The organism is Stenotrophomonas sp. (genome assembly GCF_036662295.1).
Taxonomy (GTDB): Bacteria; Pseudomonadota; Gammaproteobacteria; order Xanthomonadales; family Xanthomonadaceae; genus Stenotrophomonas.
Window position 1 is genome coordinate 1 of the sequence record NZ_JAVWXA010000105.1, and the last position, 13,774, is coordinate 13,774.

Sequence of the window (13,774 nt, forward strand, 5' to 3'; positions counted from 1 at the left end):
GGCACTGCAGCGCGCTCGCGGCTGTGGCCCTGGCTGTGGCCTTGGCTCTCGCTCTCGCTCTTGCTCACGCACTTAAAAAAAGACCCCCCCACCCTTCACGAAACGTTGAATCCTGTGTGAGGATTCGATGAGCCGGACCGGGCCACCATGGCCGCACCTGCTGCCCCCACGCAGCCATCCCGGGCCCCGGCCCATACCAAGGAGATCCACCTGATGAGCACACCCACCCGATCGCTGTCCCTGCTCGCCGCCACCGCGCTCGCCGCCGGCCTGGGCGTCACCGCCTCCGCCTCTGCGCTCAGCATGACCGACCTCGCCCAGGGCTACCTCGTCGCCGGCCAGGCTGCCACCAAGGCCGCCGAAGGCAAGTGTGGCGAAGGCAAGTGCGGCGCCGACAAGGGCAAGGCCGGCACCGCAGCCGGCACCGCAGCCGGCGCAAAAGCCGCCGATGCCGGTGCCAAGAGCGCCGAAGGCAAGTGCGGCGAAGGCAAGTGTGGCGCCGACAAGGGCAAGGCCGGCGACGCCAAGGCCAAGACCGCCGGCGACAAGAAGGCGGCAGAAGGCAAGTGTGGCGAAGGCAAGTGCGGTGGCAAGCACTAACGCCACCGCCCGCGGCAGCGCCCGGTCGCCGCTGCCTGCGGCGGCGGTCGGGCTCGGCCTGCGCCGCGCCCTGCTGCAGGAACTGCGCCAGGCACCGGCCGGCGACCTCGACTTCCTCGAATGCGCCCCGGAAAACTGGATCGGCGTGGGCGGCCCGGCCGGTGACGCACTGGCCGAGCTGGCCGCCCGCCACCCGCTCAGCTGCCATGGCCTGTCGCTCTCGCTGGGCAGCACCGCACCGCTGGACACCCACCTGCTCGACCAGGTCGCGCGCTTCCTGGACCAGTACAACGTGCCGCTCTACAGCGAACACCTGAGCTACTGCAGCGACGACGGCCATCTCTACGACCTCCTGCCCATTCCCTTCACCGACGAAGCCGTGCGCCACACCGCCGCGCGCATCGCCCGCGTGCAGGACCGGCTTGGCCGGCGCATCGCCGTGGAGAACGTCTCCTACTACCTGGCCCCGCAACCGGCCATGGACGAACTGGCCTTCACCAATGCCGTCCTCGCCGAGGCCGATTGCGACCTGCTGCTGGACGTCAACAACGTCTACGTCAACGCCTGCAACCACGGCTACGACGCCGACGCGTTCATCGCCGGCCTGCCCGCCGCACGCATCGTGTGCCTGCACGTGGCCGGCCACCTGGACGAAGCCGACGACCTGAAGATCGACACCCACGGCAGCGCGGTGATCGACCCGGTGTGGGCGCTGCTGGCACGCACCTACGCACGCATCGGCGCGCGTCCCACCCTGCTGGAGCGCGATTTCAATTTCCCGCCCTATGCCGAGCTGCGTGGCGAACTGCACACCATCCGCACGCTGATCGCCGCCGCCAACGGTGCCGGGCATGACTGACATCCCACCGCGTCTGCACGCCCAACAGCGCGCGTTCACCGCGCACCTGCGCGACCCGGCCCAGGTGGTCGCGCCCGACGGCCTGGACGCGCGGCGGCTGGCGATCTACCAACGGCTGGTGTTCAACAACGTGCTGGGGCTGCTCGGCAACGGCTTCCCCGTCTGCGTGCAGTTGCTGGGCCAGGCCGATTGGCAGGCGCTGGTGCGCACCTTCCTGGCCGGGCATCACGCGCAGACGCCGTTGTTCACCGAACTGGCCGCCGAGTTCGTGCAGTGGTTGCAGGGCCAGGCCACGCTGCCGCATCCGGCATTGGCCGAACTGGCCCATTACGAATGGGTCGAGACGGCCCTGTACCAGCTGGAGGCGCAGCCGCTGCCGCCCTCGCCCGGCCTGGACCCGATGCACGCGGCGCTGCAGCGATCGCCGCTGGCCTGGCCGCTGCTCTACCACTGGCCGGTACACCGGCTGGGCACCGACGACGCCCAGATACAGCCCGACCCCGGCCCCACCGGGCTGCTGGTCCGGCGCGATCCCGATGGGCAGGTCCGCTTCGCCACCATCAGCCCGCTGGCCGCGCAGTTGCTGGCGCGCATCGGCGAGCAACCTGGCCGCACCGGCACCGCCTACCTGCACGGCCTCGCCGCCGACCATGGCCTGGCCGCCGACGCCCTGCTGCAACCGGGCGCGGCCCTGCTGCTGCAGTTCCATGCCAGCGGCGTGATCGGCCCCGCCACCCCCGCTTCCTGATCCCTCCGTAGAAGGACCGTTTGAATGAACACACCGCACCTGGTCGCCGTTGGCGACCGGCTGGACCGTCTCGGCCCGTGGTTGGCCCCGCTCGGCCTGCGCCTGCTGATGGGCTGGGAATATTTCGAGTCCGGCCGCGAGAAGCTGCACGGCCAGAACTGGTTCGCCGACCTGCAGCAGGCGTTTCCGTTTCCGTTCGACCAGCTGCCGGCCACCCTCAACTGGCAGCTGGCCACCTGGTTCGAGCTGGTCGGCGCGGCCTGCCTGCTGCTGGGGCTGGGCACTCGCGCGGCGGCCAGCAGCCTGCTGGTGCTGACCGTGGTGGCCACGGCGGCCGTGCACTGGCCGATGCACTGGGACGGGCTGGCCGAGCTGGCGATGGGCTACGTGATCACCGACCAGGGCTTTGGCAACTTCAAACTGCCGCTGCTGTTCATGGCCATGCTGGTGCCGCTGGCCCTGCAGGGCGCCGGCCCGCTGAGCCTGGACCATCTGCTGCGGCGCTGCCTGGCAGGCCGTGCTGCGCGGGCGTGAGCCACGGGGGCGTACCGCCCCCCTCTGCTAGAATCGCCGCATGAACGATGCTGCCCTGCCCCCCGCCGCCGCCCTGGCGCCTGTCCTGCCTGCGGCAAACCCGGCCATGGCCCAGCGCTTCCGCGGGTTCCTGCCGGTGGTGATCGACGTGGAGACCGGCGGCTTCGACTGCAACCGCAACGCGCTGCTGGAAATTGCAGCCGTGCCGATCGAAATGGATGAAAACGGGCTGCTCTACCCCGGCCAGACCGCCAGCGCGCACGTGATCCCGGCCGACGGCCTGGAGATCGACCCCAAGTCGCTGGAAATCACCGGCATCATCCTGGACCACCCCTTCCGCCTGGCCAAATCCGAGAAGGACGCACTGGACCACATCTTCGCGCCGGTGCGCGCGGCGGTGAAGAAGTACGGCTGCCAGCGCGCGATCCTGGTGGGCCACAACGCGCATTTCGACCTCGGCTTCGTCAATGCCGCGGTCAACCGGGTGGGCCACAAGCGCAACCCGTTCCACCCCTTCAGCGTGTTCGACACCGTCACCATGGCCGGCATCGCCTATGGCCAGACCGTGCTGGCACGCGCCGCCACCGCCGCCGGCCTGGGCTGGGATGCCGACGAAGCGCACAGCGCGGTGTACGACACCGAGCAGACCGCCAAGCTGTTCTGCACCATCGCCAACGCCTGGCCGCGCTGACCGCACCCGTCGCCGCGCCTCCGGAAGCGTAGCGCCGGCGTTGGATCGCCGGCGGTATCAGCCGATGCTGGTCCGGTCGCGGCCTTCGCTCTTGGCCCGGTACAGCGCGCGGTCGGCGCGCTGGTAAAGCAGCATCGGGGTGCGGTCGGCCGCGTCCAGTTCGACCAGGCCGGCACTGAAGGTCACCTTCAGGCCCGGCACCCCGGCCCAGTCCGGGTGGTCGTGGAACAGGCCGCGCAGGCGCGCGCAGACCTGCGCCGCTTCGGCCAGGCGGGTGTCGTTGAGCAGCAGCGTGAATTCTTCGCCGCCGGTACGCGCGGGCATGTCCGAATCGCGGCACGCCGAGGCGATCACGCGGGCCACCTCCACCAGCACCACGTCGCCCACGCTGTGGCTGTGCTGGTCGTTGACCTCCTTGAAGTGGTCGATGTCCAGCACCACCAGGCACAGCGGGTGGCCGCTGCGCTGGGAACGCGCGAAATCACGCGCCAGCGCCTCGTCGAAGGCGCGGCGGTTGGGCAGCCCGGTCAACGCGTCCTCGCGCGCCTGCCGCCCGAACTGCTCGGCCTGCACGGCCAGGCGGTCGGCCAGCTCGGTCTTTTCCTGGTTCAGCGCCTGCAGGTTGACCGTCTGCGCCTGCAGGTCGCGGGTGGCCTCATCGACCATGCGCGCCAGGCGGATGTTGCTGGCCTTGTAGCGGTTGATCAGGTAACGGTACAGCGCCACCAGCCCCGCCAGCAGCAACAGCACCGCCACCACCTGCACGCTGCGGCGCTGCCACAGGAACGGCTCCACGGTGAATGCCCAGACCGCCTCGCTGTCGCTCCAGCTGCCACCGGGATGGGCGGCGGACACGTGCAGGGTGTAGTCGCCCGGCGGCAGGCCGATGAACTCCACGCTGCGCTGCTGGCCCCGCTCGATCCAGCCGTTGTCCAGCCCGGCCAGGCGGGTGCGGTAACGGATCCGCTCGGACATCAGGTAGCTCAGGCCCACGTAGCTCACGCTGAGCCGGCGCCCGCCGGGGATGCTGTTGTGGTCGCTGCCCTGCCAGTGCAGCGACTTGCCATCCACCAGCACGTTCTCGATCACCGCCGGCGGTGCCAGCCGCTCACGGAAGCGCTGCAGCCGCAGTGGATCGACCATGCTCAGGCCACCGGCGGTGACCACCCAGAACGTGCCGTCCTGGCGCAGGATCGCCGACGGCCCGGAGCTGCCGTTGGCCTGCGAATTGGCCATGCCGTCGATTTCGTTGTAGTGGTCCACTTCCACGCGCGCCGCGCGGCCGTCGGCGACCTCGTTGAGCATGGCCATGTCGGTGCGCAGCACGCCGCGATTGCTGCTGATCCAGACATTGCCGATGCGGTCGGGCACCAGCTGGAACACCGTATCCACCGGCATGCCCTGCTCCAGGCCCACCCGCGCCAGCGTGCCATCCTGCCAGCGGTACAGCCCGCGATCGCTGCTGATCCACATCGCATCGCCGATCTGCTGGAAGCCGAACACGCTGCGGCCACCGCCCAGCGGGGCCAGGTCGATGCTCTGCACGTCGTTGCCGCGCAGCACCTTGATGCCTTCGATGGTGCCGATCCACAACGCGCCGTCGGCATCGTGCGCCAGGGCGGTGATCAGGCCGCCGGGCATGCCCGGGGCGGACGGCACCTCCACCCCATGCCGGTCGATCCGCACCACGCCCTTCTGGGTGCCGGCCCAGACCGCGCCGGCACGGTCCACGCTCATCGCGCGGATGTTGCCGCCGGGCAGGCCGTCGGCGGTGCCGTAACTGCGCAGCATGCGGCCCTGGGCATCGAGCCGGTACACGCCATCGCCGAAGGTGCCCACCCACAGGTCGCCGCCGTGGTCCTGGGCCAGGCTCAGCACCGAGGGCGTCTTGCCGCCGCTGTTATGCAGGGTGACCGGCGAGAACCGGCCCTGCGCATCGCGCCGGTCCAGGCCGCTGGCACTGCCGATCCAGAGCTGGCGCTGCTGGTCTTCCAGCACCGTGCGCACGTAGTCGCCACTGAGCCCATCGCGCTCGGTGAAGCTGCTGAACAAGGTCTCGCGCAACCGGTACAGGCCGCCATTGGCGCCCACCCAGATGCTGCCCTCGGCATCCTCGCGCAGGCTGACCACGCGCCCGCCGGGCAGCGACAGCCCGGTCGGCAGGCGCTCCAGCCCGTGCCGCGACAGGCGCAGCAGGCCCTGGTTCTCGGTGCCCAGCCAGAGGTCGCCATGCCGATCCTGCAGCATGGCGGTGATGTGCATCACCCCGGGCAGGCGGTGCTGCAGCTGCGGCAGCCCATCCTGCATGCGGTAGACCCGTTCGCCGGCCACGATCCACATCACCCCGTCCGGGGCGCGGTAGGGCCAGACCAGGCCGCGGCCCAGCCCGAAGCTCTCCGGGGCGCGGCGCAGCACGCCGTCGTTGTCGCGCACCACCAGCCCGTCCAGGGTGCCCACCCAGACCCGGTCCTGCGCATCGACCACCAGCTTGGTGAAGCTCATGGCCATCGGGATGTCGGCCGGGGGCTTCTGGTACTGGAACGTGCCGTCCGGGCCCAGGCTGCCGATGCCCTGGCCTTCGTAGAGCAGCCACAGGCGGCCGTGGCTGTCCATCTGCATGGCCTGGATCAGCACCTGCGGCGCGCCCGGCGCGTGTTCGAACACCTGCCAGCGGCCATCGGCGCTGCGCCGGGTGACATTGCCGCGCGAGTCGCTGATCCACAGCGCGCCGGCGCGATCGACGAACAGCGCGCCCACGCCGTTGTCGCGCAAACCGGGCCGGGTGCTGCGGTCGAAGACGGTGAAATCCAGCCCGTTGTAGCGCACCAGGCCTTCCCAGGTGGCGAACCACAGGTGCCCCTCGGGGGTCTGGGCGATGTCGCGCAGGGAGTTGTGCGGCAACCCGTTGCGCGAGGTCCACACATCGATGGCGTAATCGCGCAGCGGCGGCGGGCCGTCCTGGGCCGCCAGCGGCCACGACAGCACGCCGCACAGGCACAGCCACAGCAAGGCCGCGCCCAGGCGCCGGATCAGCTTCAGTTGTACCGGCCGCCACCGGCTACCACGCCCCCCTTGGCTCATCCGTCAGGACCAGCCGGGGGGACACGGGACAGCAGGTAACCGGCGGCATGCGCTCCAGGGGAGCTGACAGGCAGGGACGCGCTCATGCAGGACAAAGCGGTGGGGTTGCCCATAGTAGGCAAATCCGCACCGCTTTGTGTTCACAACCCTCAACCGTGGCGCGCGCCCGGTGCGCGCAGGCTGGCCGGCCACTCCACCACCGCCTCCAGCCCGCCCTGCGGGTGGTTGCGCAGCACCAGCCGCGCCCCGTCCTTTTCCGCCAGCGCGCGGGCAATGGTCAGGCCCAGGCCGGCGCCGCCGGTCTCGCGCGAACGCGAGGTCTCCAGCCGCACGAACGGGTCGAACACCGCCTCCAGTTCGTCCTCGGCCAGGCCCGGGCCGCTGTCGCGGATGCGCACCACCACCTTGTCCGGATGCTGCTCCACCCCCACCCGCGCCGACTGGCCATAGGTGACCGCGTTGTCCACCAGGTTGGAGAACAGCCGGTGCATGGCCAGCGGGCGCAACATCAGCACCGCCCCGCTGGGCTGCTCGAAACGCACGTCCGCGCCGGCTTCCACCGCATCTTCCACGATGCTCTCCAGCAGCGAATCCAGGTCCAGGGCGGCGCGCTGTTCAGCGCTTTCGGCGCTGCGGGCCAGCTCCAGGCCCTCGCGGATCAGCGCCTGCATCGCGGCCAGGTCGCCGATCAGGCGCTCGCGCAGGGCGTCGTCGCCCACGTTCTCCAGGCGCAGGCGCAGCCGCGTGACCGGGGTCTGCAGGTCATGGGTGATCGCCGCCAGCATCTGCGTGCGCTCGCCGAGGTGGCGCTGCAGGCGCTTCTGCATGGCATTGAAGGCTTCGGCCGCGCGCTTGACCTCCAGCGGGCCGGTCACCGGCATCGGTGCGCCCTGCAGGTCATCGCCCAGTGCCGCGGCCGCGGCCGCCAGCCGCTGCAACGGCGCACTGGCCATGCGCGCCACCACGTAGGCCAGCACGCCGATCGCCAGCACCAGCAGGGTCAGGAACAGCGGATCCACCGCCAGGATGCCGTTGTGCGCCACCGCCGGCGAATCCAGCGACAGCTGCAGGGGCGTGCCGTCGCTCAGGCGCAGGCTCACCATCCGGCACTTGGGCGGGATGAAGGCCGGGTCGCGCTCGCGCGGTGGGCCGTTGCTCGGCTTCTTGGGATGCGGCAGCTCGGGCAGCCGTGGCAGGCAGGAGCGGAACGAGGTGAAGGCCACCTGGCTGGACGCCACCGGGCCGGGGCGGTCGTCGAGCACCTCCATCAGCGCCGCATCCGGGCGCCCCACCCGCGCCCCGGGCGGCAGCCGCCGCACGCTGGGGCCGCCGCTGTCCAGCAGGCGGTCGCGCAGCTCCGGGTTGCCGTCGAGCATGTTCACAAAGCCCTGCAGGCGGTCGGCGATGCGGTTGAGGTTCTGCCGCTCGAACTCCTGCTGGCGCTTGGCGCTGGCCAGCATGGTGGCCCCGATCGCAGCCACGCTCATGCCCAGCAGCAGGATCAGGAACAGCCGCCCCACCATCGAGGCGAAGAAACGGCCCAGGCGATTCATTCCAGGGTCACCGCCGTTGCCAGCACATAACCTTCGTTGCGAACGGTCTTGATCAGCCCGTCGCTGCCGCCGTCATCGGCCAGCTTGTTGCGCAGCCGGCTGACCTGCAGGTCGATCGCCCGATCCTGGGATTCATAGCTGCGGCCACTGCTCAGGGCCACCAGCTGCTCGCGCGAGAGCACCTTGTTGGCATGCCCCACGAACACGCGCAGCAGGCGGAACTCGGCCCCGGACAGCACCACCACGCGGCCATCGGGATCGAGCAGGTGGCGGTGTTCCAGGTCGAAGATCCAGTGCGAGAACCGCGCCCGGCGAATGGCCAGCGGTTCCAGGTTGGCCGGCAGCGCTTCGGTGCGACGCAGCACGTTGCGGATGCGCGCCAGCAGTTCGCGCGGCTCGAACGGTTTGCCCAGGTAGTCGTCGGCGCCCATCTCCAGGCCCAGCACGCGGTCGATCGGCTCGCTGCGCGCGGTGAGCATGATCACCGGCGTGCTCGAGCGCGCGCGCAGATCGCGACACAGGGTGAGGCCGTCTTCGCGCGGCAGGTTGAGGTCGAGCACGATCAGGTCCACGTGCTCGCGCTCCAGTACTTGGCGCATGGCCTGGCCATCGCTGGCGGTGCTCACCTGGTAGCCGGCACGGCCGAGCTGTTCGGCCAGCAGGTGGCGGATATCGTGGTCGTCGTCGACGATCAGCAGTCGATGCATCGGGTTGGGAGTCTCCATGCGGCCATGATCCCCTGTCGGGAGCTGAACCGCATCCTGTGGTTTGCGTACGCGTGTTTCAAACATGACCCACGACACATAAGGACATATCCGACGCGTCGGGGATACGCCCCGACACACGCGGAGTGTTGAGCCGACGTGGTGCCGTCTTCACAATGCTGACAACGCCGCATGCCGGCCAGCCGAGTAGACGATCATCGTGAAGCCCCGCCTGCCCACTACCCGCCGCGGCCGCCTGCTGCTGTCGATCATCGTCCTTGCCGTGCTGGCCGCGATTGTCGCATGGACCCTGCGCAAGCCGGCGGCGCCGACCCTGGCCACCACCGCGGTGAGCCGTGGAGACATCGAGCAGACCGTGGAGGCCACCGGCGTGATCGATGCCTACAAGCTGGTCAGCGTGGGTGCGCAGGCCTCCGGCCAGATCAAGTCGCTCAAGGTGCAGCTGGGCGATACCGTGCGCGAAGGGGACCTGATCGCCGAGATCGACGCCACCACCCAGCAGAACCAGGTGCTCAACGCCCAGGCCACGCTGGACCAGGTCAAGGCGCAGCGCGCGGTGCAACAGGCCAGCCTGCGCGAAGCCGAGCTGGAATTCGCCCGGCAGCAGCAGATGCTGGCCGCCGAGGCCACCTCGCGCGCCGAGTACGACGCCGCCGACGCCAAGCTGAAGACCGCGCGCGCCCAGATCCAGTCCTACGACGCGCAGATCAAGGGCCGCGACACCGAACTGGCCACCGCCCGCGCCACCCTCGCCTACACCCGCATCACCGCGCCGATGGACGGCACCGTGGTGGCGGTGGTGGCCGAGGAAGGCCGCACGGTCAACGCCAACCAGACCGCGCCGACCATCGTGATGCTGGCGCGGCTGGACCTGGTGACGGTCAATGCCGAGGTGTCCGAGGCCGACGTGGTCAAGATCAAGGCCGGCATGCCGGTGTACTTCACCACCCTGGGCGAGCCGGACCGCAAATACCACGCCACCCTGCGCCAGATCAATCCGGCGCCGTCCTCGATCGCCAACGACAGCAGTTCCAGCAGCAGCTCGTCCAGCTCCAGCGCCAGCAGCGCGGTGTACTACAACGCCCTGTTCGACGTGGAAAACCCCGATGGCAGCCTGCGCATCGACATGACCGCGCAGGTCTCGGTGATGCTCAAGCAGGCCAAGGACGTGCTGACCATCCCGGCGGTGGCACTGGGCCCGAAGGGCCGCGATGGCCAGTACATGGTGCGCGTGGCCGACGCCGACGGCCGCCCGGCCCCGCGCAAGGTGCGCATCGGCATCAACAACGGCGCCACCGCCGAAGTGCTGTCCGGGCTGAAGGAAGGCGAAAAGGTGGTGGTCGGCGAAGGCGGCGCGGCGGCGGCGAGCGGCAGTGGTGGCGGCCGCGGCGCGCAGGTCCGCATCGGCGGCCCGGGCATGGGAGGGCCGCGCCGATGACGGCGACCGCCACGGGCATGCCGCTGCTGCGGCTGCGCGACCTGCGCCGCGAGTTTCCCGCCGGCGAGGAGACCATCGCGGTGCTGCGCGACGTCAACCTGGACATCGCCGCCGGCGAGATCGTGGCCATCGTCGGCCAGTCCGGCTCGGGCAAGTCGACGCTGATGAACATCCTCGGCTGCCTGGACCGCCCCACCCGCGGCAGCTACCAGGTGGCCGGGCGCGAGACCGGCAGCATGCTGCCCGACGAGCTGGCCGAGCTGCGCCGCGAGCATTTCGGCTTCATCTTCCAGCGCTACCACCTGCTCGGCGACCTGGACGCGCGCGGCAACGTGGAGGTGCCGGCGGTGTATGCCGGCAGCCCCGGCCCGGTGCGCACCGCGCGTGCCGAGCAGCTGCTGCAGCGCCTGGGCCTGGGCGACCGCATGCAGCACAAGCCCGGCCAGCTCTCCGGCGGCCAGCAGCAGCGCGTGTCGATCGCGCGGGCGCTGATGAACGGCGGCGAGGTGATCCTGGCCGACGAGCCGACCGGCGCACTGGATACCAAATCCGGCGAGGAAGTGATGGGCATCCTCGGCGAGCTGCATGCCGAGGGCCACACCATCATCATCGTCACCCACGACATGAGCGTGGCCGAACACGCCCAGCGCATCATCGAGATCCGCGACGGTGAAATCATCGCCGACCGCGCCAATCCCAACGCGCCCACCTACCGCGCCCAGCGCGCGGCCACCGTGGCCGCCGGCAAGGGCAATAGCTGGCGTGCCGCGCGCGATCGCTTCACCGAGGCGTTCCGGATGGCGTTGCTGGCCATGAACGCCCATCGCCTGCGCACCTTCCTGACCATGCTCGGCATCATCATCGGCATCGCCTCGGTGGTCTCGGTGGTGGCGCTGGGCAACGGCTCGCAGCAGCAGATCCTGCAGAACATCAGCGCGCTGGGCACCAACACCATCGACGTATATTCCGGGCGCGGCTTCGGCGACATGCGCTCGGCGCGGGTGCAGACCCTCAAGGCCAGCGATTCGGACGCGCTGGCCCAGCAGAGCTACGTGGACAGCGCCACGCCGAGCGTGTCCTCCTCGGTCACCGCGCGCTACCGCAACCAGTCGGCCACCGCCCAGGTCAGCGGCGTGGGCGAGCAGTTCTTCCGGGTCAAGGGCGTGACCCTGAGCCAGGGCAGCTTCTTCGACCGCGACGCGGTCAAGGCGCTGGCGCAGGTGGCGGTGATCGATGAAAACACCCGCACCCAGTTCTTCCCCAATGGCGAAGACCCGATCGGCCAGGTGATCCTGCTGGGCAACGTACCGGTGCGCGTGATCGGCGTGGCCCAGCGCCAGAGCTTCGGCTTTGGCGGCAGCACCAGCCTGGGCGTGTGGGTGCCCTACACCACGGTGATGTCGCGCATGCTGGGCCAGCGCTACGTGTCCAGCATCACCGTGCGCGTGGACGACAGCACCCCGATGGACGCGGCGCAGGCGGCGATCTCCAAGCTGCTGATCATGCGCCACGGCACCGAGGACTTCTTCCTCAGCAACAGCGCCGAGATCCGCGAGACCATCGAGCAGACCACCCGCACGATGACCCTGCTGATCAGCGCCATCGCCGCCATCGCGCTGCTGGTGGGCGGCATCGGGGTGATGAACATCATGCTGGTGTCGGTGACCGAACGGACCCGCGAGATCGGCGTGCGCATGGCCGTCGGCGCGCGCCAGAGCGACATCCGCCAGCAGTTCCTGATCGAGGCGGTGCTGGTGTGCCTGCTCGGTGGCCTGCTGGGCGTGGGGCTGTCGCTGCTCGTGGGCTGGCTGTTCGGCAAGTTCGCCCCGGATTTCCAGATGGTGTTTTCCACGGCCTCGATCGTGGCCGCCTTCGCCTGCTCCAGCCTGATCGGTGTGGCGTTCGGCTTCCTTCCGGCACGCAATGCCGCCCAACTTGACCCCGTGGAGGCGCTGGCGCGCGAATGACGATCTCTTCTGCCTTGTTGCACCCCGCCTCGCTGCGGCCGCTGGCCCTGGCCTGCGTGACCGCGCTGGCGCTGTCGGCCTGCGTCAGCACCGGCCGTTACGCGGTCCAGGCCCCGACCGTGCCCGCCGCCTACGGCCGTGGCGATGCCAACGTGAACACCCCCACCCACGCGGTGACCGAGGCACCGCAGGCGAGCACCGCCGACGTGCGCGAGGACGCCTGGTGGACCGGATTCGGCGATCCCGGGCTGGACCGCGTGATCGAGCGCGCCTTGGCCGCCAACACCGACCTGGTCTCGGCCGGACTGGCCGTGCAGCGCGCGCGCCTGCAGGCCGGGCTGGCCGACAACGCCCTGTGGCCGCAGCCTTCGGGCAGCGTCAGCAGCAGCGGCAACCGCCCGATCGACCAGGGCGCGGACTGGAACCGGGGCAGCTCGACCGGGGTGTCCCTGCAATGGGAGATCGACCTGTGGGGCCGCCTGCGCACCCAGCGCGACATCGCCCAGTGGGAAGCCCAGGCCAGCCAGGAGGACCTGCAGAACACCGCGCTGCTGGTGATCGGCGACGTGGCCACCCAGTACTGGACGCTGGCCTTCCTCAACCAGTCGATCAACGCCGGCCAGGCCAACCTGGACCGCCTGCAACGCACCCGCGAGCTGGTCCAGGCGCGGTTCGACGCGGGCGCGGTGTCTCGGCTGGAAGTGCGCCAGGCAGCCCAGAGCCTGGAGGCGCAGCGCGCCGCACAGAGCGCGCTGGAGCAGCAACGCGTCACCACGCGCAATGCATTGACCGTGTTGCTGGACGGCCAGCCGCTGGCCCTGGCCGACGAACCGCAGCAGCTGCAACGTGCCGGCAGCCCAGCCATCGCCGAAGGCCTGCCGGCCGACCTGCTGGGGCGCCGGCCGGACCTGCGCGCGGCCGAGCTGCGCCTGCGCAACAGCCTGAAGAACATCCAGGTCACCGCCACCCAGTACTACCCGGCGCTGAGCCTGACCGGCAGCGTCGGCACCGGCGCCACCTCGCTGTCGGACGTGCTCCGCAACCCGGTGGCCACGCTGGGCGCGGGGCTGTCGTTGCCCTTCCTCAACATCCGCCAGGCCCAGTTGAACACCCGCGTGGCCGGCACCGACTACCAGATCGCCGCCAACGGCTTCCGCCGCACGCTGTACACCGCGTTGTCGGAGGTGGACAACGCACTGTCGGCGCGCGAGCAGTTCGCCAACCAGCTGGCGTCCTCGCAGGCCTCCTACGATGAGGCGGTGGAGATCGAGCGCATGTACGAAGTGCGTTACCGGGTCGGCGCCACCGACCTGCGCACCTGGCTGGAAGCCCAGCAGACCCGCCGCGACGCCGAGCTGTCGCTGGCCTCGGTCAGGCAGAAGCAGCTGGTCAACGACGTCACCCTGTTCAAGGCGTTGGGCGGCAGCGCGGGCTGATCCCGCGTCCGCGGCACGGCACAAATGGGTGGCTGCGTTTCGATCCGGCCCAAGGGTAGAGCCACCCCATGGGGTGGCTCTACCTGTGGGCTGGCACCGCGTGCAGCCACCCATGGGGTGGCTCTACCCCCCCGGCGGTGGG

The 13,774-nt window shown here is 70.2% G+C and carries 11 protein-coding genes; 8 read left to right on the top strand and 3 right to left on the bottom strand.

The window, feature by feature from the left end:
• Positions 1–213 precede the first annotated feature (213 nt).
• The 5 genes from RSA25_RS16155 (at position 214) to rnt (ending at position 3,432) form a co-directional block, all read left to right on the top strand.
• Positions 214–600: a hypothetical protein gene (locus RSA25_RS16155; RefSeq protein ID WP_332809862.1), complete on the top strand. Its 387-nt coding sequence runs from the start codon at positions 214–216 to the stop codon at positions 598–600.
• Complete coding sequence (locus RSA25_RS16160; RefSeq protein ID WP_332809863.1) at positions 587–1,459, top strand: DUF692 domain-containing protein; 873 nt, start codon at positions 587–589, stop codon at positions 1,457–1,459. Before RSA25_RS16155 ends, RSA25_RS16160 begins: the two co-directional genes overlap by 14 nt.
• The gene (locus tag RSA25_RS16165; protein ID WP_332809864.1) at positions 1,452–2,207 is read left to right on the top strand and encodes a putative DNA-binding domain-containing protein; all 756 of its coding nucleotides are present in this window, start codon (positions 1,452–1,454) and stop codon (positions 2,205–2,207) included. The genes RSA25_RS16160 and RSA25_RS16165 overlap by 8 nt, the downstream gene beginning before the upstream one ends.
• Positions 2,208–2,231: 24 nt before the next feature.
• A complete protein-coding gene (locus RSA25_RS16170) occupies positions 2,232–2,741 on the top strand; it encodes a DoxX family protein (RefSeq protein WP_332809865.1) in 510 nt (169 codons plus the stop codon).
• Positions 2,742–2,847: 106 nt separating this feature from the next.
• Positions 2,848–3,432, top strand: a complete 585-nt coding sequence (gene rnt / locus RSA25_RS16175) for a ribonuclease T (RefSeq protein WP_332809872.1) — start codon at positions 2,848–2,850, stop codon at positions 3,430–3,432.
• Positions 3,433–3,489: 57 nt separating this feature from the next.
• Here rnt and RSA25_RS16180 read toward each other — a convergent pair whose 3' ends face one another.
• The 3 genes from RSA25_RS16180 to RSA25_RS16190 form a co-directional block, all read right to left on the bottom strand.
• A complete protein-coding gene (locus tag RSA25_RS16180; protein ID WP_332809866.1) occupies positions 3,490–6,513 on the bottom strand; it encodes a two-component regulator propeller domain-containing protein in 3,024 nt (1,007 codons plus the stop codon).
• Positions 6,514–6,662: 149 nt separating this feature from the next.
• Positions 6,663–8,066, bottom strand: coding sequence for an ATP-binding protein (locus RSA25_RS16185; protein ID WP_332809867.1), 1,404 nt, complete (start codon positions 8,064–8,066; stop codon positions 6,663–6,665).
• The gene (locus RSA25_RS16190; protein WP_332809868.1) at positions 8,063–8,791 is read right to left on the bottom strand and encodes a response regulator transcription factor; all 729 of its coding nucleotides are present in this window, start codon (positions 8,789–8,791) and stop codon (positions 8,063–8,065) included. The genes RSA25_RS16185 and RSA25_RS16190 overlap by 4 nt, the downstream gene beginning before the upstream one ends.
• Before the next feature lie 199 nt (positions 8,792–8,990).
• On the opposite strand from RSA25_RS16190, the gene RSA25_RS16195 reads away from it, so the two are divergent.
• The 3 genes from RSA25_RS16195 to RSA25_RS16205 are packed head-to-tail and all read left to right on the top strand — an operon-like array spanning position 8,991 to position 13,632.
• A complete protein-coding gene (locus RSA25_RS16195) occupies positions 8,991–10,229 on the top strand; it encodes an efflux RND transporter periplasmic adaptor subunit (RefSeq protein WP_332809869.1) in 1,239 nt (412 codons plus the stop codon).
• Positions 10,226–12,196, top strand: a complete 1,971-nt coding sequence (locus RSA25_RS16200; protein ID WP_332809870.1) for a MacB family efflux pump subunit — start codon at positions 10,226–10,228, stop codon at positions 12,194–12,196. The genes RSA25_RS16195 and RSA25_RS16200 overlap by 4 nt, the downstream gene beginning before the upstream one ends.
• Positions 12,193–13,632, top strand: a complete 1,440-nt coding sequence (locus RSA25_RS16205; protein WP_332809871.1) for a TolC family protein — start codon at positions 12,193–12,195, stop codon at positions 13,630–13,632. The genes RSA25_RS16200 and RSA25_RS16205 overlap by 4 nt, the downstream gene beginning before the upstream one ends.
• The last annotated feature ends 142 nt before the right edge of the window (positions 13,633–13,774 follow it).

Excerpts from the sequence above, each read along its gene's own strand:
- RSA25_RS16155 (WP_332809862.1), top strand. The coding sequence starts at position 214 with ATGAGCACACCCACCCGATCGCTGTCCCTGCTCGCCGCCACCGCGCTC.
- RSA25_RS16165 (WP_332809864.1), top strand. The coding sequence starts at position 1,452 with ATGACTGACATCCCACCGCGTCTGCACGCCCAACAGCGCGCGTTCACC.
- RSA25_RS16170 (WP_332809865.1), top strand. The coding sequence starts at position 2,232 with ATGAACACACCGCACCTGGTCGCCGTTGGCGACCGGCTGGACCGTCTC.
- rnt (WP_332809872.1), top strand. The coding sequence starts at position 2,848 with ATGGCCCAGCGCTTCCGCGGGTTCCTGCCGGTGGTGATCGACGTGGAG.
- RSA25_RS16180 (WP_332809866.1), bottom strand. The coding sequence starts at position 6,513 with ATGAGCCAAGGGGGGCGTGGTAGCCGGTGGCGGCCGGTACAACTGAAG.
- RSA25_RS16185 (WP_332809867.1), bottom strand. The coding sequence starts at position 8,066 with ATGAATCGCCTGGGCCGTTTCTTCGCCTCGATGGTGGGGCGGCTGTTC.
- RSA25_RS16190 (WP_332809868.1), bottom strand. The coding sequence starts at position 8,791 with ATGGAGACTCCCAACCCGATGCATCGACTGCTGATCGTCGACGACGAC.
- RSA25_RS16200 (WP_332809870.1), top strand. The coding sequence starts at position 10,226 with ATGACGGCGACCGCCACGGGCATGCCGCTGCTGCGGCTGCGCGACCTG.
- RSA25_RS16205 (WP_332809871.1), top strand. The coding sequence starts at position 12,193 with ATGACGATCTCTTCTGCCTTGTTGCACCCCGCCTCGCTGCGGCCGCTG.